Here is an 18534-nt window from a genome sequence, read left to right as displayed (position 1 = left end):
ACTACACCTCCAGCGCAACATGCAGGGCGACTTCGATCATGGGATACAGGCCTTTGCTTCGCATATCGGGACCAAACCCCTCACCGGTTACACAGCTGTCGGTCATGGTCAGGATCGAGAGAGCACGCCGCTGCGTCCACGCAGCCGTCGCATAGAGTGCATAGGTTTCCATATCCTGGGCGAGGGCTCCCATCCGTGCCCATGCCTTCCAACTATCCTCCCCCAAGGCGTTGTAGGAGGAGAACAGGTCGCTGGAAAACACCATGCCCGCATGGCAGGGATATCCCATCATCTGTGCCTGATCGACCGCTTTTACAAGCAAGGAACTATCGCAGCAGGGGCTGAGTGTCCCTTTGAGGTTGTATTGGTGGGCCCAGGCAGAGTCGGTACTGGCAGTCATAGCATAGACCAAATCCCCTACGCCGATCTGCTTCTGCAGACCTCCGCAGGTACCGATGCGGATGATTGTCTTCACATCATAGGTGGTAAAAAGCTCATAGCTGTAAATCCCGATCGAGGGCCCGCCCATGCCGGTTGCCATCACTGAGACCTTCCGCCCCTGAAAAAAGCCGGTATAGCCCAATACGTTGCGAACATCGGTTACAAGGCTTGCATCACGTAAAAAGTGTTCGGCAACCAGCTTGGCCCGAAGCGGATCGCCGGGGGCCAGAACAACAGAAGCAATATCAGCTTTGTCTGCACGATTGTGGGGTGTCATCAGCTGGCCCCCTTCTCATACGCTTTGCCGGCTGCGCTGGGTGCATAGTTCTTGCCGCTGAAGAGCACCAGGGCGGCGAGCGTTACTACATAGGGCAAAATATTGAACACCTCGGTGGGCAGCACCCTGAGCGCCGGAATATTGTTGGCGATTATGGCGAACGCCTGGGCGGTACCGAAGAGCAAGGCAGCTCCTGTCACCCCAAGGGGTCTCCACCTCCCGAAGGAAACCGCTGCAAGGGCGATGAAGCCGCGGCCGTTGATGGTATTTGACGTATACTGGATGGTCTGGGTGAGCACCACGCACCCTCCGGCAAGACCGGCCAGCACCCCGCTGGCAACCACAGCGAAATAACGCATTTTCTTGACATTGATACCCACACTCTCAGCCGCTCCCGGATGTTCGCCGCAGGCTCTGAGATGCACTCCGAACGGAATCTTGTAGAGCAGGAACCATGACAGTACCACAACCGCAATTGCGATATAAGCCGTAGGATAGATGCCCAGAGCGTCGGTCTGCATACCCATGCGGAACTCACGGGTGCGATCGGCGCTGAAGAGAATCTGGCTGGCGAATATGGTGACGCCGTTTGCCAGCAGGTTGATGCCCGTACCGCTGATGGTCTGGTCGGCATTCAAGTTGATGGCCGCCAGGGCGTGCACCAAGGAGAACAGGCCTCCGACGACAAGACCCATCGTCAGCGCCAGGAAGAGCGAGAGTGAGTGAGGCATGCCAGAACCCTCCATCAACACGTGGGCTGCGGCTGCAGTACAGGCTCCGATGGCCATCAGGCCTTCAAGGGCGATATTTACGACACCCGCCTTCTCACAAATCATACCGCCGATGGCGGTGATGAGAATCGGGGCTACAATCATCAGAACAGAAGGAAGCATTCCCCATATCATACTCATTAGACTCCTACCTCCTTCTGCAGCTGCTTCTTGTCCAAGTACTCCTGGTAGAGCTTGAGGGCAGAGCGCAGGGCGATGAAAATTACAATGAGACCTTGGATGATGAAAGTGATTTCCTTGGGAATCTGCTTACCCTGCATCAGGGCTTGGGCGTTCTTCAGGAGTCCGAAGAGCAAGCCGGCCAAGGTGGTACCCAAGGCTGTACAGTTGCCTACCAACGCAACTGCAATACCGTCGAAGCCGTAGTTGTCCATACCCGAGAGTACACGCCCATACTTGAAGGAACCCAGCGCTACGATGCCCCCTGCAAGTCCTGCAAACGCCCCGCTGATGGCCATGGAGATGGAAATGGATTTTACTACCGGAATACCGCTTGCCCTGGCTGCATCCTTGTTGAAACCAGTGGCCCGCATGCCGTATCCGAGGCTGGTCTTCTCCATGATGAACCAGTAGACCAATACAGCTCCAACCATCATGAATATTCCGTTGTTCAGCAGTGAGTTGTTGGTGATCTTCTGAAAGAAGGCATTCCCGATCAAGGCGGTTTCGGGAAAGTTCGCCGTCTTATAGGTGGTGGCACCCGGCAGTTGCAGGCAGATGATGCGGCTCAGGTACAGCGCAACATAGTTGAGCATGATGGTGGAGACGACCTCGCTCACCTCATACTTCGCCTTCAGGATTCCCACCACCCCGCCCCACAACGATCCGATGAGTACAGCACCTACCATCGCGAACATCCAATGCATCACTGGAATTCGGGGGCCAAGCAGTGCGATTGCCTGCGCTATGGTCATGCCCATGATGTACTGGCCCTCGCCTCCGATGTTGAACAGACCGACACGTTTGGCAAACCCCATTGAAAGACCGCAGAGGATGAAAGGAACCGAGTAGTTGAGTGTCTCGGCGATGTATCGGACGTTCATCCGGCCGTTGTCAATATTGTAACCACTGAGAGCCTGAAAAAGCGCCTTGTACATGTTCAAGGGGTTCTTCCCTACCAAGGCGACCAAAACCGTCCCTACCAAGAAACCCAATACGACAACCATGACGGAAACGGCCCCATCCGATTGGATGAATTTTTGACGTGAGAGTTTCATCGCGCCGCCTCCTTCTTCGATCCTGCCATCATTAATCCAATTTCGTATTCAGTAACCTCATGCTGCTTGTTCACCGCCACAATACTCCCCTTGCTGATGGTTGCAATGCGGTCGCAGAGATTCATGATCTCATCCAGCTCGAAGGAGACCAACAGGATGGCCCTGCCCTTCGCCCGCTCTGCAATGATCCGTTTTCGGATGTACTCGATCGCTCCAACATCCAAGCCCCGGGTGGGTTGGGCCACCACCAGGACCTTCGGGGAGAGGGAGATCTCCCTGGCGACAATGACCTTCTGTTGGTTTCCCCCTGAAAGGCTGCCTGCATTGGTCTTCGCCCCCTCGGCACTGCGGATATCGAACTGCGCGATGAGATTCTCAGCCTCCTGGTTCATCGCCTCAAAGTCCAAGATGCCGAAGCGCTTACGGTATGTGTCGCGGTAGTAGTTCTTAAGGGCGGTATTCTCTGCAATGGAGAACTCTCCCACCACCCCGTACTTCTTTCGATCCTCGGGGATGTAGCCAAGTCCCTTCTCGATCCTCTGTCGGATGGAGAGATTTCCGATCGATGTGCCGTCAAGCAGGATGGAGCCACCTGAAAGCGGCAACAAACCGGTGATGGCGCCGAGTAGCTCGCTCTGACCGTTGCCGTCGACACCCGCAATGCCGACGATTTCGCCCTCATGCACATCGAGGCTCAAATCCTTGACACGAAGGGCGCCGCTTATGTCTGCGACCTGCAGATGCTGCAGGCTCAACATCACCCTGCCCGCCTGTTGCTCGGGTTTATCGATCTCGAACTTCACCGCCCGGCCCACCATCATTTCGGCAAGGTCCTGCTCGCTGACATCCTGCACATCGACCGTTCCAATGCATCGCCCGCGTCGAAGGACCGTACAACGGTCACAGACTTCCTTGATTTCCTTGAGCTTATGGGTGATCAGTACAATGGTCTTTCCCTCAGAGCGGAGCTTTTTGAGAATTTCCATCAACTCATCAATCTCCTGAGGAGTCAAGACAGCCGTCGGTTCATCGAAAATAATGATATTTGCGTTGCGATACAGCGTTTTCAGAATCTCGACACGCTGCTGCTGGCCGACTGTTATATCCTCGACCAAGGAATCGGGGTCGACCTTGAGTGCGTACTGGCTGCTCAGCGCTTCAACCCGCTCCCGGGCGCGTTTCATATCGAGCAGACGGCCTTTCGTAGGTTCCACCCCCAAGACGATATTCTCGGTGACGGTGTAGTTCTGCACCAGCTTGAAGTGCTGATGCACCATCCCTATCCCCAGACTCGTAGCTACATTGGGGTTCTTGATCTCGACAGGCTTGCCATCGAGCAGGATGCTGCCGCTGTCGGCACTGTACGACCCGAACAGAATGGACATCAATGTAGATTTTCCAGCCCCGTTCTCACCCAGAAGTGCATGGATTTCCTGATGTTTTACCTGCAATATCACCTTGTCGTTCGCCACAACACCGGGAAACGTTTTGGTGATGTTATTCATCTCAATCGCGTATTCGCTCACCGTCAGCTCCTCATTTCAAGGCTCTTTCTCTGACCACTTCATCCAATGGGCAGGGAGAGAGCCGGCAGTCTCCTGCCGGCATCGATGCAATCAGTCATCAAGCGCTGCAAGGCCTGCGGGCGCAGCCCCTGCTGCAAGGGCCTCGCGATAGGTCTTGAAAATCTTGATCTTTCCGCTGTTGATGTCAGCCTTGGCTGCATCGACCAGTTTGACCACGTTTGCGCTGAGTTCGGGGTTGGCGGTTGAATATCCAACGCCATCGTCGGCCATGCCCATCTGAACCACACCACCGGAGAAAGATCCATCTGCAACGGCCTTGAGGACCATCAGGGAAGAGTTCTCCACTCTCTTGAGCATCGACGTCAGAACGGCACTCTTGGTTCCGGTGTAGATTCCATCGGCGTACTGGTCGCTGTCAACACCGATCGCCCAGACGTTCTTGCCCTGATTGCGATACTCCTTGGCCTGTGCGATGGTTCCGTTTCCGGTTCCACCAGCTGCGCTGAAAATGCAGTAGACGCCCATGTCGTACCAGTTCTTCGCCTGTGCCTTTGCAAGCTCGGGCTTGCCCCAGTCGTTGGCGTAGTAGTCATAAATCTGAGCATTGGGGAACACCGAACGAATACCCTGTACATAGCCCATCTCAAACTTGGTGATGGTTGCTCCGGGAACACCGCCGATGAATCCGAATCTTGGATTCTGGATGCCGTCTTCCTTGGCCTGCAGTGCAGCGGCCAGTCCGACGAGGAACGAGCCCTGCTCCTCTGAATAGATGAATTCCATGACGTTGGGCTGTCCAACCCAGTCTACGTCGACGATGGTGTACTTCTGATCAGGATACTGGGGGGCGACTTCGCTCAGCGCATCGGCCCAGGTGAATCCGGTGACCATGATCAGGTCATAGCCTTCATCGGAAGCTTGTCTGAGATTGGGGATGTACATGTCCTGGGTCTGTGCAGTCACTACATCGTAGAGCTTGCCGCGGTTGGCAGGTTTTTCAACCGTATCACCATAGTACTCGACGATGCCTCTCCACGCTGCTGCGTTGAAGGACTTGTCGTCGATACCGGTTGCGTCGGTGAGCAGGCGGATGGTCGGTCTGCCGTCGGATGCCGCCGCTTCCTTGCCGCCTTGGGCGAAGAGCATGGTTGCCATCGCCAATACAAGTACCAGAATAGTCAGTTTTTTCATGGATTACCCTCCTTATGGTTGGTCCGTGATGAATGTACCTGGTATTGTACCACAACAAAAAGTATTGTGAATGAAGAGTTTTTGCCCTATTTGGAAAGAATATGGCGTTCTATGGCCCGTGCAACCCCGTCTTCGTTGTTGGAAGCCGTTGTGGTATGGGCATGCGCCTTCACTTCGTCACTTGCATTGTCCATGGCGACGGCAAGGCCTGCGATGCCGAACATCGGCACATCGTTGAGGCCGTCGCCGATGACCATGAGGTCTTGTGCAGTATGGCCCAGCAGCGCAAGCAACGTAGTCAGACTTGATGCTTTCTGTACTCCTTTTGCCGTGATTTCCATGAAGAACGGGTCGCTGAATCCCAGGTCGGCATGTTCGCCTACCAACGGGAGCAACGCCGCCCTGGCTTCAAGAAGCCGCTTCGGTTCACCTACGATCATCACCTTGGGCATGGGATGACGAACCTCTGCAACAAGATCATCAACCCTGCGGATGGGAATGGTGTTGTTGTATGCCTCCAGCCCTACATACCGGTCATCTGGCATTTCGGTGATTACACCCTTGCTGTCGTAACTGAGGGCGGCGAGCTTGTGCTGCCTTGCATAGGCAAAACAGGTGTGGATTGTGCGCAGGTCCACACTTCTCTCCCACATGACTTTAAGATCACGGGTACTGACCAGCTGCCCCCCGTTGTAGGCAAGGATGGTGGCATCCTCTCCCAGCAGACCAAGCCTCTCAGCAACCGGGACAATGCCCAAAACGGGCCTTCCGCTTGCCAGGACGATGTGTACCCCCTTGTCGTAGGCGCGTTGGACCGCCTCTTTTGAGCGCAGGGTGATTTCTTTGGTGCTGGTAGTGAGAGTTCCGTCCAAATCCAAGGCCAAGGTGGTGTACATCGAGTGCTCCTATAAACAGAAAACTCCTCATTTCTCTTACGAAACAAGGAGTTATCATATGCTGCATACTCGGGCAGAGAGGATTTGAACCTCCGACCCCTTGGTCCCGAACCAAGTGCGCTAGCCCCTGCGCTACTACCCGTCAGCTTCACAGCCGAGGTTCAATATACCCATTGGCTCTTTGAATGTCAATACGAAATAAAATGACCGTTTTTGCTTTTATACAGCAATTCATTGACAGTAGCTAGGTGAAATGCTATTTTTCATAAGACTGTCCGCTCATGCGGAAAATGCTCCGGAGAAAGAGGTTTATCATGTCTGTAAACGACGACACAAATGGGAAGAAGCCCGAAGGTGAGGCCAAAGAGCTCACAATCGGTAAAGTAAAAAAGGACGCAGCGGTAAAAGAGGCTGCTCTCAAACCGAAACGTAAGATTACCGTCGGCTGGGTTTTGGGAATGTTCATCCTGATTCTCATTGCCATCTCCTTTGTGTTGGCTCCGGCAATTGAAGCCTTTGTAGGCAAGAGCACAAGCAACGGCATTGTCTTCGGCAAATACGGCAAGCAGGAGATCAAGTACGCCTACGGCAACTATTTCTATGACCAGGTCCAGAACTATGCCGACCAGTACAAGTCCAGCGGAGCCGACCAGACCCAGGCCCTCTACCAGATTTGGAAGAGTGCATATGACAGCACCGTCATCTTCACGGCAATCAACGAACTGGCATCAAAGGCCGGCATCATTGCAGCCAATGATGTTGTCAATCGTGCAATCATCAACAGCGGCGCCTACAACAAGGACGGCAAGTTCGATGTTGCTACCTATCAGAATGCGAGCGCCGAGAGCAAGGCAAACGTAGAGAAGTCGGTTCGTCGCTCCCTGCCCTATCAGATCGTGGTTGACGATATAGGAACCGTGCTCTCCTCCAGTGCCGAGGCTGAATATATTGCAACGATGGCCGGTAGTGGAAGAACCTTCCGCTACCTTGCAGTCGACCAGAACCAGTATCCTAACGAGCTGGCTTCCCAGTATGCCCTGCAGAACAAGCAGCTCTTCTATACGATGGACCTGAGCATCATCTCCACTGAAACCGCCGAGCAGGCCAAGACAATCTACGATTCCATTACCAGCGGACAGACCACGTTCGAGGCGGCAGCAGTTGCAAACAGCCTCGACAGTTTTGCTGCAGAGGAAGGCAAGGTCGGCCAAATCTATTACTACGGCATAACTTCCAACTTCAAGAATGCCGAAGACGCTCTTGCCCTACTCAGTGCAAAGGACGGCGATGTGCTCGGCCCCTTCGAAGCAAACGGTTCTTTCTCCCTCTATAAGGTCAACAGTGCCGCCGTGGAGAGTGATTACACCAGTGAGGGAACCCTCGCATCAGTGAAAGCATACCTCGCGGTCAATGACTCTGCCTTGATCGACACCTATCTCTCCGACCTTGCAAAGAGTTGGGTTGAAACCGCAAAGGCCGAAGGGCTTGATGAAGTGGCTCTCCAGAATGGTCTTGAAGTCGTCGAAGTAGGTGCTACACCCTACAACGTCGGAAAGAGCAGCTATATGAGCGATTTCACCTATACCGATCCTTCAGGCCTGCTTGGCAGTGCAGCCACCGGCGATGTAGCCAAGCAGCTGTACACCACCGAACCCAACACCCTGCTCGATCCCATCAAGGTCGGCTCTTCCTACCTGCTGCTTGAAGTGGGAGAGGATACCCAGGATGAGGGAATGACCAGTTACCTCTCAATGTTCTACGACTACTACAGTGGAAGCCAGAACCAACAGGATTTCTCCCAGGCCTTGTATACCTCCGATGCCTTCGAGGACAACTTCCTGACCACCTTCCTGACTGTCATTCTCGGTCAGAACTCATAATCAGAGAAACCCAAGTGATGGAAAGCTGGCATTCGTGCCAGCTTTTTTCATATGGAAGTCAAGGCTGTTCCGTGTTAGGCTACTTGCTATATGAAGCCACCTTCCTCTTGGATTCTCAAGACTGTTCTCATTTCCTTGGCCGTCCTGATCCTCGGGACAGGCATTGCTACGTACCTGGTCATCGATGGGTTGACCAACACCAGAATCTATCAGGATTTTGACCAGTATACCGAGCTCTTTGCCGTACCACAGCACCCGTTCGATCTTGAGCAGGCTCTCCAGGAGCAGAAGGCCTTCGCCATCCCTTATGAGGACGACTCCTTCACCATTCTCTGGGGAACGGACTTTCATTTGCGGAGGGGGCCGTTTTCCAACCGCAAGAAAATCTACGCCCTGCTTGAAAAAGCCTTTACAGAGACCGATCCCGACTTGACGGTGATCAGCGGGGATTTGTTGTTCAGCTTCGACAGCCTGAAAATGCTCACCGAGTTCGCCGATTTCATGCAATACCATGGCCGTTCATGGGCCTTCGGTTTCGGCAATCATGACGGGCAGTACACCCATGACAAGCCGACTTTGGCCAATCTCCTGGACAGCTACCCTACCGCGCTCTTTTCCCGCGGTGAGGATTGGGTTGCAGGTCACAGTAATTATCCGATAGTCCTCACCAAGGATGGACAGCCTTTGCAGGCGGTCATCCTGCTCGATTCCCATGACAGCAGAATCTATGAAGGTGGCATCATTGCTCCCGATTACATCTACCCTACCCAAATAGCTTGGTATCGGTGGGTGGAAGACGGGCTGGGGGAGGTTCCTCTGTATACCTTCATCCATATTCCTTTCCCCGAATTCAAACTAGTATGGGAAAGTGGAACAGCTCAAGGTGTAATGCTGGACAAGAAAGTCAACGTACCGCTTGAGAACTCAGGGCTTTTTGCCGCTATGCAAGAGAAAATGAACACGGTGGCGGTCTTCAGTGGTCACGACCACCTCAACGATTTCTCCGGTACGTGGGAAGGCATCGACCTACACTACGGGAGAAGCGCAAGCTACGGATCCTACGGCTCGAGATACCACAGCAAAGGGATGAAAACCATTACCTTGTTCAGCGATGGCCGGCCGTATGAGGTCGCCACCTATACGGTTGATGACTGGATTTTATAGAATAGAGAAAAGGGGGTGCAGGCATGCAGACAGAAATCAGGCAGGTACAAGCTCTACTCGACAAGAAGGGTCATATTATCCAGGAAGGCTGGGCCCGCCATCCTTATTGGAAGTACGATCGAAGCATGGTCAAAGGCGGCGCCCTTGCAATCAAGGAGTGGGACTACTATGCAGTAATCAACCAACAACAAGGATATGCGGTGACGGCCACCATCAGCGACTTGGGGTATGCAGCACTGTTTGCTCTCAGCTATATCGACTTCAATGCCGCCAAGGTCAGCCAAACGGATGCCCTGGCGTTCTTTCCCAGGGGTTCGATAGGGCTCGCACCATCCTCCACCGAGGACAGCCAGGTCTCGTGGGCCAACAAAAACCTTCGTTTGGCCTTCATCAAGCGTGGACGGGAACGCCACATCATGGCAGCCTGCCCAACGCTGGAGCTTCCTGACGGGTCGGTGGGATTGGATTACGACATCACCCTCACAGAAGCTGAGGGTGCACAGAGCCTCAATATTGCAACCAGCTGGAAGGAAAATCGCAAGGCCTTTTATCTCAATGAGAAAATCAACTGTCTCAAGGCAACCGGCACCATACGCAGGGGCATGGAAACCGAGCAGCTCCTGCTTGGGGAGGCCTGGGGGGTTCTCGATTGGGGAAGAGGCAGGTGGACCTACCAGAACACATGGTATTGGGCAAGTGCCTCCGGCTTGCTTGAGAACATTCCGTTCGGCCTGAATCTCGGCTACGGCTTCTCCGACCGCTCCCCAGCCAGTGAGAATGCCGTCATCTATAACAATTGCATACACAAGCTGGGTGAGGTTGTCTTCAGCTTCGATCAGGATAATTTTCTTAATCCTTGGACGGTCAGGGATGCAGAAGGAAGGCTCAATCTTGTATTCGATCCCCTTGTCGACCGCTCTTCCAAAACGAATTTCCTGGTGATCAAGAGCGATCAACACCAAGTGTTCGGGTATTTCAGCGGAACCTGCATCTTGGACGATGGCACACTCTTGCAACTCGACAGGCTATCGGGTTTTGCAGAACAGGTCTATAATCGTTGGTAGGCGAATTTAGGCATTTGGGATGTTTCTGTCTTGCAACAACTTGCTCATTTGTATAGACTAGACAGGCTTATTGTGTTTATTTCGGTCCTCAACCGATAATCCACCCACATATATATCAGGAGATCCATGTCAGAGTTAACAAACTTTGCGGACCTAGGGCTGTCCGCACAAACCATTGCCGCCATTAAAGCGAAAGGCTTCGAAGAACCAACCAAGATTCAGAGCGCATGCATACCGCTGCTCCTCAAGGATCAGGTCGACGTTATTGGCCAGGCACAAACCGGAACCGGTAAAACCGCCGCTTTCGGCCTCCCTATTCTCGAATTTGTAGACCCATCACTGTATCAGGTCCAAGCACTCATTCTCGCACCCACTCGTGAACTTGCTGTACAAACCGCTGAAGAGATCAACTCCCTGAAGGGAGACCGAAGGTTGGAAATTGCCGCTGTATACGGCGGTGCCTCCATGGAACTGCAACTGCGTAAACTCAAGCGGGGCGTGCATGTCGTTGTTGGAACTCCCGGTCGTATCCTCGACCACCTCAGACGCGGTTCCCTGCACCTCGAGCATCTCAAGTTCATGGTACTCGACGAAGCAGACGAAATGCTCGATATGGGTTTCATCGATGATATCGAAGAAGTACTGAAACAGACACCCGCTGAAAAGCGCATGCTCTGTTTCTCCGCGACCATGCCCCAGCCGATACAGAGGCTTGCCGAACGGTTCATGCGTGATCCGCATCTGGTCAAGATCCAGCAGGATACCATGACCAGCAACCTCACCGACCAAATCTATGTTGAGGTGAAGGAGTCCGACAAGTTGGAGGCTCTTACCCGCATCATCGACATGGAAGAGAGTTTCTACGGCATTATTTTCTGCCGAACCAAGGTCCAATGTGATGAAATCGGCAGAAAGCTGATAGACCGTGGGTACGATGCCGAACCTTTGCATGGAGATCTTTCCCAGAAACAGCGAGAACTGATCCTCCACAAAATGCGTGAGAGAACCATCAGCATTATTGTTGCCACCGACGTAGCGGCACGTGGCATCGATATTTCCGATCTCACCCACGTCATCAACTTCTCACTGCCCGAAGATCCGGATGCATACATCCACCGCGTAGGAAGAACCGGACGAGCAGGAAAGACCGGCATCGCCATCACTTTTGTAGCTCCCCGTGAGTTCAAGCGCTTCTCCTTCATCAAGAAAGTCTCAAAGACTGATATCAGACGCGAATCCGTCCCTGAAGCAAGTGAGATCATCAGGATCAAGCGGGCGAGAATTCTCAGCCGGCTTACCGCCCTCTCCGATGAAGATGCACAGAGCAGCCACTTCCTGCCGATCGCCGAACAGTTGTTGGACGGTAAAAGGCCCGAAGTCGTAGTTGCGGCTCTTTTGGATCACTTCTACAAAGACCAGCTTGATGTTTCCAAGTACCAGCACATCGGTGGCGGAAGGGATGATCGAAGGGGCGACCGACCTGTACGTGACGAGGAGAGCGGATTCACCCGCCTGTTCATTGCACGCGGCAGGAAGGACGGACTTGACAAGCGAATGTTGGTCGACTACCTCATCGAGCAGGTGGGGGCCGAAGACAGGGACATCCAGGATGTTTCCGTTCGTGAGGAGTTCTCTTTTGTCAGCGCCCCGCTTCAGGTTGCCGAGCGAATCCTGAAGACCTTCGGCGACCAAGGTCCGGAAGGGAAGCCCATCATTACCAGGGCAAAGCCCGACAATCCCAACGGGAAAAACCTCTCGGTAAGAACCCGTGGGGAGGAAAGGCGTCCATCCTATGCGGAACGCAGACCCAGACGAGGAGACCGTGACGACTACCAGCCGTACGGTAGGGACTCCTATGGCGGTGAAGATCGTTACGAAGGCCGACCTGCTTTTGCCGATGACCGTGTCGGACGGGTTCATGGAAAGTACAACACTTCCAAGGCCAAGAAAGGATCTTTCCCGAAAAAAGGTCCCAGCAGCAGACGAAGATACAACGACTAAAATCGAAGCCCACTTGGTAATCAAGTGGGTTTTTCTTATGTAGACTCTGTGCTATACTTTTTCTCTACCATACAATTCGGGAGCATCATGAAACATAGTTTACTTGTCTTTGTCGGAAAGCACAGCAAAAGTACATTGATTGTGATTCTTCTGATAACAGCCTTCTTCTTATACCACGCAGCATTCCTGCACCTCGATGCAGATTACAACTCCCTCATGAACGAAACAGGGAAGGGGGTGTCCTATCAAGGAGGTTCAGGCGAGTATATGGACCAGCAAGGTTCGGCCCTTGTCGAGTCCTTTATTCCAGAAACAATGGTACTTGACACTACCGCCCTCGGCTCCCATCTGGTAGCCAGCGCTGAGGTTGAACCTCCGATGCCTGAAGACAACCTCGCTTACAGCACTTCGTACCTGGTGATGGTGGAGAGCCCTGCCCTGTTTGAAGCGGAGACGCTTAACCGCATCACGACGGTGATGCAGAAGCTCACCGACACCGGGTATCTCAGTAAAAGTTTCTCAGTGCTCGATTTTGTGACATTCGAAAAAAAAGGCAGCCGCTTGGTCACCGTCCCGTTTGGTTCGAGTTCAATGCAGAACAAGTGGAGCGAGGAGCAGGCACAACTTCTCAAGCAGCGTATTGAGAACGATCCGTTGGTGAAAAACTACTTGGTCAGTGAAAATCTGGATGCGATGTTATTCAGCTTCGAGTCCTTTGCACTGACACATCAGATGGAAGCTGAACTTTCCAATTTGCTTGATGAGCTCAGAGAGGCAGACATCACGGTATCAATCAACGGCGGAGCGATTATCACCAATCGCTTGATGCACTACCTCGGACGCGACCTGAGCATTCTACTCTCGCTCTGCTTCATCGCAATCCTGACCATCTACTATCTCAGTTTCAAAGCCAAACGAAGTGTGCTCCTTCCCTTCTCCATGTCTCTCATAGGTATTATATGGACCTTTGGTACGATGCACCTGCTCGGCTACTCGTTGACCATCATCAATATTGTCACGCCTTGCATGGTACTCAACCTGGGTTCCTCCTACGCCATCCATGTCATCGGCGAGTATTATACGGATTATGCAAAAGGCTTGAATCCGATTCAATCCACCCAAAAAATTCTGCGTACCATCGTTTTTGCATGCATAACCACTGTCATCGGTTTTATGAGCCTGCTTTTTTCCAAAACGCCGGCGCTTAGGGAGTTCGGCATTGCAGTGGGGATCGGGGTAAGCTATTGCGCTGTTCTTGCATCAACCTACCTTCCGGCCATGCTGAGTCTGGTGGTACCCCCCAAGCAGGAGCAGATAAAAACCTATAAGAAAGGGTATCTTGCACAGCTGGTCATATCCATCGATCGTTCGGTCAAACATGCTTGGCCTCTGCTTGTTGTAGTGTTCTTGCTCGTCATCATCGGGTATTTCGCTACACGAGACTATATCCCGGTAAATACCAACTACATGTCCTATCTGCCGAAGAAGGAACCTCTGGGTGAGACCAGCCGGCGTTTTGCACAGAAAATGGGAGGAGACACCCCCTTTCTCATTACCGTGGAAGCACCTGAGGGTGAATCACAATTCTTCCTGAAGAGCGGGAACCTGCAGGATGTTTACGCATTCGAGCAAGCGGTGCAGCAATCAAGCGACGATGTCCGCCATATCATCTCTTTTGCGTCTTATGTCGCCTTCGCCAACTCCGTCTACAGCCAGGAAGAGGGTATTCCCGAATCGGACGGTCTGCTCAACCTGCTCAGCCGTATGGTCATCCTGATGAGCCGACAAGGCCAGGAGGATATGGGAACCATCATGAATCCTGAAGGGACGAAACTGACCATCATCCTGCAGAACTATGACGCCAAGGAACAAGCCCTTGGAACCATTGGAAGTGCAAAAAGAATTGAGGATACCGTAATATCCCTGCTGCCGTTGTTGCCAAATGGGACGATCGTTACACTCGACGGGGAGCCGCATAGAAGTTTACACTTCTCTGAAGCCTTGCTGTCGGATCAGATGAAGAGCACATACGCAAGTGTGTTATTAGTGTTCTTGGTGGTACTCTTCGCTTTCAAATCGGTCTCCCTGGCCCTGTATGCCCTGATTCCCATCATCAGCGGTGTCATGGCCAACTACATTTTCATGTATTTCTTCCAAATCCCCTTCGATATGATCACGGTAAGTTTCGGATCGATTGCAGTCGGGGCGGGCATCGACGATGCCATCCATTTCTTGATCCGTTACAAGAACAAGCTCGGTATCGACGACCGTACGGTTGAGTCGCTTCTTTCAGAGACCATACGGGAAACCGGCAGACCCATCATTCTCACCACCCTCTCCATCGTCGGCGGCATGCTGATGTTCCTGTTTGCCTCCTATACCCCGGTTCGCTACTTCGGAAGCCTCATGAGCATGGCACTATTGAACTGTATGCTCTCCACCCTGCTGATCATGCCTTCGGTGATTCGCTTGGTTACTTTCTTTCAGCGAAAAATCGGCATGCAAACGAACACACAACGCAGATAGGGCACAAGCCCAACGTTCGAGGTTGAAACGCTCGCTCTCCTTTTTCGCCCGCTCCCCCATCTGCCTGATGAGAGAGGGATTATGGATGAGAGAGGAGAGAATGGATACAAACCCTTTTTCATCGTGATAGAGAAACCCACATCCGGATTCCTCGATTGAGAAACCAAGAGAGCCGTCCTCTCTGAGCAAGACAGGAAGGCCGCTTGCCATTGCCTCCACGAAACCCAATCCCTGTGACTCCCGTATTGACGAGGAGACGAATAGATCACTGGCCTGATACAAGCGGTGTATTGATTCGGATGGAACCGTACCGGTGAAAATTACACGATTTTCCAAGCCGAAATCCCTCACCTGCTGCTTCAGGCTCTCCTGTTTAGGCCCTCCTCCAACAATAAGCAGGCGAACCGAAGGCTCAAGCAGGGAGAGGAGAAAGAAGGCATCAATGGTGCGGTTCACTCGTTTCTCTGAAGCCAATCGGCAGACTGAGATCAGCACAATGTGCTCCACACCAAAGCCATATTCGCTTCGAATTCTGTTTCTTGTCTCTTCAGGGAGGCTCAGACCGAACCGGCTGAGTTCTATGCCGCTTGGCAATACCTCGATCGGCTTGGATATTCGATAGCGCTCAAGCATCGCTTTATGGGCGGCTGAGGGGCTGATAAGCAGACTGCAAAACCGCACCCTTCGTTTGACGACAGCCGCCATTGCAGCATCCCACAGGGTATGTCGGATTCTCTGTTGCTCATCGTAGCGGGTAAAGTCAGTATGACAGGTATGAAGCAGCGGTATGTGAAGCACTCTCTGTATTCGCCTGGCATACCCCATGGAGAAGAACTCGTTGTTGGAGTGGATTACATCGGGCTTCCAAGCAAGGATGTCGCCCAACAGGGGATCTCTGTAAGAGAAGGTCATATAGGAATCGGGGAATGGTTTGATTCTGCTGGCCTTCATGTGATACACACCGTCACGGAAGTAGGAAATGCGTGCATCGCCGATGGTTAGAAGCCGCACCTCATGCCCTTGGAAAGGGAGCATGAGCATTTCATTGACCACTACGGTCGACACCCCGGTTACCGAAGGCACAAAAAAGTCCGTGGTGATGAGTATCTTCACAGCGCATCACTCCTTGTTGCACTATACCGCGAGGGTCCCTTCCACGCAACAAACAAAATCAGCTCTTGTTGTGGTCCGGCTTATTGGTTATGATACATCCATGCTTGGTGCAATGCTCTATGTACATGCAGGAAAGGGACATTATATTCCTGCCAAAGCCGTAACGGATGCAATGGAACGTGCAGGTCATCAGACATGTCTGCTTGATATGTTCGATGTGCTGAGAGCCCCCTTCTGGCAGTGGTTTTGCAAACATGAGTGGCGATTCATGCTCCATCACCCACGCATTGAACGGTTTTACCATCGGTTGATGGATACTCATTTCATTGCATCCGTGGTGCGGTTCCTGTCGGTCAGACTGCATATCAACCGTGATTTCCTCGCTTGGTATGAGCAAACCAAACCTGATTTCATTCTCTGCACCAATTTTCTGGGCGGCTCGGTCATCGCAACCATCGCCAAACAGGCCAAGCTCAAGGTTCCCGTCTTCGTCTACGCCGCCGATGTATTCAATAATCCGAAGGCCGGGTATCATCACAAAATCGACCGCCTGTTCATTCCAACCGAGCTTGGAGTGAAGAATCTCCTTAACCAGGGCTATACGTCAAACCAGGTGCGGCTCTCGCCTTTTCCGCTGCAGACTTCAATCCAGCAGATGGAGCATCTTTCCAAGAGTCAAGCACGACAAAGTCTGGGTCTTGAAGACCGGTTCACCATTTTGTTGAATCTCGGAGGAGAGGGAATCGGTTCAACCGCCTTGATAAAGCAATTGATCAAAAATAAACTTGCCTGGCAGGTGGTTGTCGTGGGAAACCTATCTGAACACACCAAGCTGCGATTCCATGCGCTTGCCAGAGAACTGCCGGGGATGAACATTCATACTCCAGGTTTTGTTTCCAATATCGGCCTGTACATGCTCGCCTGTGATGTACAGGCCGGGAAGGCCGGGGCAAATGCCTTGATGGAGTCCCTCTCGCTGGGACGACCATTTATGATCAATGAGCTGTTGCATGCAGCACGTGATACCCAGGCCTTCTTTGATGAATACAAGGTAGGATGGGTGATACGTAGACCAAAGCAACAAATGATTACTCTCAAGAACTTTGCTGAGGATCAACAGGCTCAGCGACTCATGCAGGAAAGGCTTGCTTCCCTGCCGCTTTCTTTCAGCAGCGATCTATTCGTCAACCTTCTGCTCAATGAGATGCAAGCTCTTGCAGATTGACTGATTTTCTCCTATTCTTTGCTCATGCATATAGCACTTTTGTATGTGGATGCAGGGAAAGGGCATATTACACCGGCACGGGCACTTTCCGATGCATTCCAGAGACTCGGCCATACTACTGTTGTAGAGAATTTGTTTGCAACAGTCGGCGCGCCCATGATCAATTGGATCAGCAAGTACAACTGGCGTCTTCAGCTGCATTTTCCCAAAATGGAAGCAAAGGTCAATGCAAGAAACGACTCTGCAGCAAATGCAAAAAGGGTACGGTATGTAGCCACCCATTCTCATGCCGTCAAGGATTTCCAAGACTGGTACGAACAGGTCAAACCCGATCTTATCGTGGTACCCCATTTCCTTGCAGCTTCAATAATCCAGCCGCTCGTAGACTTGCTGCAACTGCAGGTGCCGGTATTTGAATATGCGGCGGATGTGGTTTTCACTCCTAATCTTGGTATAAACAAACATCTCGACCGGCTCTACATATGCACGGAAATCGGCAGGGAGCTTGCCATTCGTGCGGGCCAACCCGAGCATACCATCCGTATCTGCCCCTTCCCACTGAAAACCGAGCTCATGCAGTCCAAGCCGTTAAGCAAGCAGGATGCACGGAAAAAACTGGGTCTCGACGACTGTTTTACTGTGTTGCTTAACCTAGGCGGCGAAGGCATCGGTACCACCGATTTCCTGGATGAAGTGGTTGAACGTAATCTGAACTGGCAGATAATTACTGTCGGGGAGCTCAGCGGCAGTACAAAACTGCATTACAAGGCATTCAAGGAGAACCATCCCGATTTCCCATTGCACACGCCCGGGTTTGTAAAGAACATTCAGGACTATATCTGTGCCTGTGATGTACAGGCTGGGAAAGCAGGAGCAAATGCCTTGATGGAATCATTGTTCCTGCAACGGCCCTTTCTTATCTCAAGCCTGCTCTATGCGGCCTGGCCCACCACCATTTTCTTCAACCGTCGAAACGTCGGTTGGGTGGAGAACGACGTAACCAGGCAGGTGGATATTCTCCAAGCCTATAGCGAGGATCCAATACAGCAGGAAGCGATGCTGCAAGCCTTTGCGAAGCTTCCCTTGGTCTTCGACAGCGACGCCTTTGCGAGGCAGATTCTCGACGACGCTGCTGAAGTAAGGAAAACAAAGTTTGGCATTGCATCGGTATGAACCGGACCTTTACAACAGCATGATGACTCTCTACTATTAGTATACTATA

At 52.4% G+C, this 18534-nt stretch carries 14 protein-coding genes and 1 tRNA gene; 7 read left to right on the top strand and 8 right to left on the bottom strand.

Going from position 1 to position 18534, the window contains the following annotated elements; genetic code table 11:
* Position 1: 1 nt before the first annotated feature.
* From deoD to MUG09_RS05275, 7 genes are all read right to left on the bottom strand, one after another.
* Positions 2 to 718, bottom strand: a complete 717-nt coding sequence (gene deoD, locus MUG09_RS05305; protein WP_244774187.1) for a purine-nucleoside phosphorylase — start codon at positions 716 to 718, stop codon at positions 2 to 4.
* Positions 718 to 1629, bottom strand: a complete 912-nt coding sequence (locus MUG09_RS05300; RefSeq protein ID WP_244774184.1) for an ABC transporter permease — start codon at positions 1627 to 1629, stop codon at positions 718 to 720. The genes deoD and MUG09_RS05300 overlap by 1 nt, the downstream gene beginning before the upstream one ends.
* Positions 1629 to 2726: an ABC transporter permease gene (locus MUG09_RS05295; protein WP_244774182.1), complete on the bottom strand. Its 1098-nt coding sequence runs from the start codon at positions 2724 to 2726 to the stop codon at positions 1629 to 1631. Before MUG09_RS05295 ends, MUG09_RS05300 begins: the two co-directional genes overlap by 1 nt.
* Positions 2723 to 4252: an ABC transporter ATP-binding protein gene (locus MUG09_RS05290; protein WP_280529385.1), complete on the bottom strand. Its 1530-nt coding sequence runs from the start codon at positions 4250 to 4252 to the stop codon at positions 2723 to 2725. The genes MUG09_RS05295 and MUG09_RS05290 overlap by 4 nt, the downstream gene beginning before the upstream one ends.
* A 90-nt stretch (positions 4253 to 4342) precedes the next feature.
* The gene (locus tag MUG09_RS05285) at positions 4343 to 5443 is read right to left on the bottom strand and encodes a BMP family lipoprotein (RefSeq protein WP_244774173.1); all 1101 of its coding nucleotides are present in this window, start codon (positions 5441 to 5443) and stop codon (positions 4343 to 4345) included.
* An 86-nt stretch (positions 5444 to 5529) separates the two neighbouring features.
* On the bottom strand, positions 5530 to 6339 hold the full coding sequence (locus MUG09_RS05280) for a Cof-type HAD-IIB family hydrolase (protein WP_244774172.1): 810 nt from the start codon (positions 6337 to 6339) through the stop codon (positions 5530 to 5532).
* A 69-nt stretch (positions 6340 to 6408) separates the two neighbouring features.
* Positions 6409 to 6481, bottom strand: a tRNA-Pro gene (locus MUG09_RS05275).
* 172 nt (positions 6482 to 6653) lie between these two features.
* Between MUG09_RS05275 and MUG09_RS05270 the strand changes: the two genes are divergently transcribed.
* The 5 genes from MUG09_RS05270 (at position 6654) to MUG09_RS05250 (ending at position 14974) form a co-directional block, all read left to right on the top strand.
* The gene (locus MUG09_RS05270) at positions 6654 to 8219 is read left to right on the top strand and encodes a SurA N-terminal domain-containing protein (protein ID WP_244774171.1); all 1566 of its coding nucleotides are present in this window, start codon (positions 6654 to 6656) and stop codon (positions 8217 to 8219) included.
* Between the two features lie 90 nt (positions 8220 to 8309).
* Positions 8310 to 9383: a metallophosphoesterase gene (locus tag MUG09_RS05265; RefSeq protein ID WP_244774170.1), complete on the top strand. Its 1074-nt coding sequence runs from the start codon at positions 8310 to 8312 to the stop codon at positions 9381 to 9383.
* Between the two features lie 23 nt (positions 9384 to 9406).
* Positions 9407 to 10447 (top strand): DUF2804 domain-containing protein, encoded by a 1041-nt coding sequence (locus tag MUG09_RS05260; RefSeq protein ID WP_244774169.1) that lies wholly within the window; start codon positions 9407 to 9409, stop codon positions 10445 to 10447.
* A 126-nt stretch (positions 10448 to 10573) separates the two neighbouring features.
* Positions 10574 to 12448: a DEAD/DEAH box helicase gene (locus MUG09_RS05255; RefSeq protein WP_244774168.1), complete on the top strand. Its 1875-nt coding sequence runs from the start codon at positions 10574 to 10576 to the stop codon at positions 12446 to 12448.
* An 87-nt stretch (positions 12449 to 12535) separates the two neighbouring features.
* A complete protein-coding gene (locus tag MUG09_RS05250) occupies positions 12536 to 14974 on the top strand; it encodes an efflux RND transporter permease subunit (RefSeq protein ID WP_244774167.1) in 2439 nt (812 codons plus the stop codon).
* Here MUG09_RS05250 and MUG09_RS05245 read toward each other — a convergent pair.
* On the bottom strand, positions 14867 to 16087 hold the full coding sequence (locus tag MUG09_RS05245) for a glycosyltransferase (RefSeq protein ID WP_244774165.1): 1221 nt from the start codon (positions 16085 to 16087) through the stop codon (positions 14867 to 14869). The two genes, MUG09_RS05250 and MUG09_RS05245, sit on opposite strands and share 108 nt — an antisense overlap.
* Before the next feature lie 100 nt (positions 16088 to 16187).
* Here MUG09_RS05245 and MUG09_RS05240 point away from each other — a divergent pair, with 100 nt between their 5' ends.
* Together MUG09_RS05240 and MUG09_RS05235 are read left to right on the top strand one after the other, a co-directional pair.
* Positions 16188 to 17312 carry a glycosyltransferase family protein gene (locus MUG09_RS05240; RefSeq protein WP_244774163.1) on the top strand — a complete coding sequence of 375 codons (1125 nt, stop codon included), beginning with the start codon at positions 16188 to 16190 and terminating at the stop codon, positions 17310 to 17312.
* A 24-nt stretch (positions 17313 to 17336) separates the two neighbouring features.
* On the top strand, positions 17337 to 18485 hold the full coding sequence (locus tag MUG09_RS05235) for a glycosyltransferase family protein (protein WP_244774161.1): 1149 nt from the start codon (positions 17337 to 17339) through the stop codon (positions 18483 to 18485).
* Positions 18486 to 18534: the final 49 nt, after the last annotated feature.

It is taken from the genome of Sphaerochaeta associata, from assembly GCF_022869165.1.
GTDB lineage: Bacteria > Spirochaetota > Spirochaetia > Sphaerochaetales > Sphaerochaetaceae > Sphaerochaeta > Sphaerochaeta associata.
The sequence above is the reverse complement of the archived record's forward strand: the minus strand, read 5'-3'. Positions and strand labels throughout refer to the sequence as shown.

Excerpts from the sequence above, each read along its gene's own strand:
- deoD (WP_244774187.1), bottom strand. The coding sequence starts at position 718 with ATGACACCCCACAATCGTGCAGACAAAGCTGATATTGCTTCTGTTGTT.
- MUG09_RS05280 (WP_244774172.1), bottom strand. The coding sequence starts at position 6,339 with ATGTACACCACCTTGGCCTTGGATTTGGACGGAACTCTCACTACCAGC.
- MUG09_RS05270 (WP_244774171.1), top strand. The coding sequence starts at position 6,654 with ATGTCTGTAAACGACGACACAAATGGGAAGAAGCCCGAAGGTGAGGCC.
- MUG09_RS05300 (WP_244774184.1), bottom strand. The coding sequence starts at position 1,629 with ATGAGTATGATATGGGGAATGCTTCCTTCTGTTCTGATGATTGTAGCC.
- MUG09_RS05240 (WP_244774163.1), top strand. The coding sequence starts at position 16,188 with ATGCTTGGTGCAATGCTCTATGTACATGCAGGAAAGGGACATTATATT.
- MUG09_RS05285 (WP_244774173.1), bottom strand. The coding sequence starts at position 5,443 with ATGAAAAAACTGACTATTCTGGTACTTGTATTGGCGATGGCAACCATG.
- MUG09_RS05295 (WP_244774182.1), bottom strand. The coding sequence starts at position 2,726 with ATGAAACTCTCACGTCAAAAATTCATCCAATCGGATGGGGCCGTTTCC.
- MUG09_RS05255 (WP_244774168.1), top strand. The coding sequence starts at position 10,574 with ATGTCAGAGTTAACAAACTTTGCGGACCTAGGGCTGTCCGCACAAACC.
- MUG09_RS05235 (WP_244774161.1), top strand. The coding sequence starts at position 17,337 with ATGCATATAGCACTTTTGTATGTGGATGCAGGGAAAGGGCATATTACA.
- MUG09_RS05265 (WP_244774170.1), top strand. The coding sequence starts at position 8,310 with ATGAAGCCACCTTCCTCTTGGATTCTCAAGACTGTTCTCATTTCCTTG.
- MUG09_RS05250 (WP_244774167.1), top strand. The coding sequence starts at position 12,536 with ATGAAACATAGTTTACTTGTCTTTGTCGGAAAGCACAGCAAAAGTACA.
- MUG09_RS05260 (WP_244774169.1), top strand. The coding sequence starts at position 9,407 with ATGCAGACAGAAATCAGGCAGGTACAAGCTCTACTCGACAAGAAGGGT.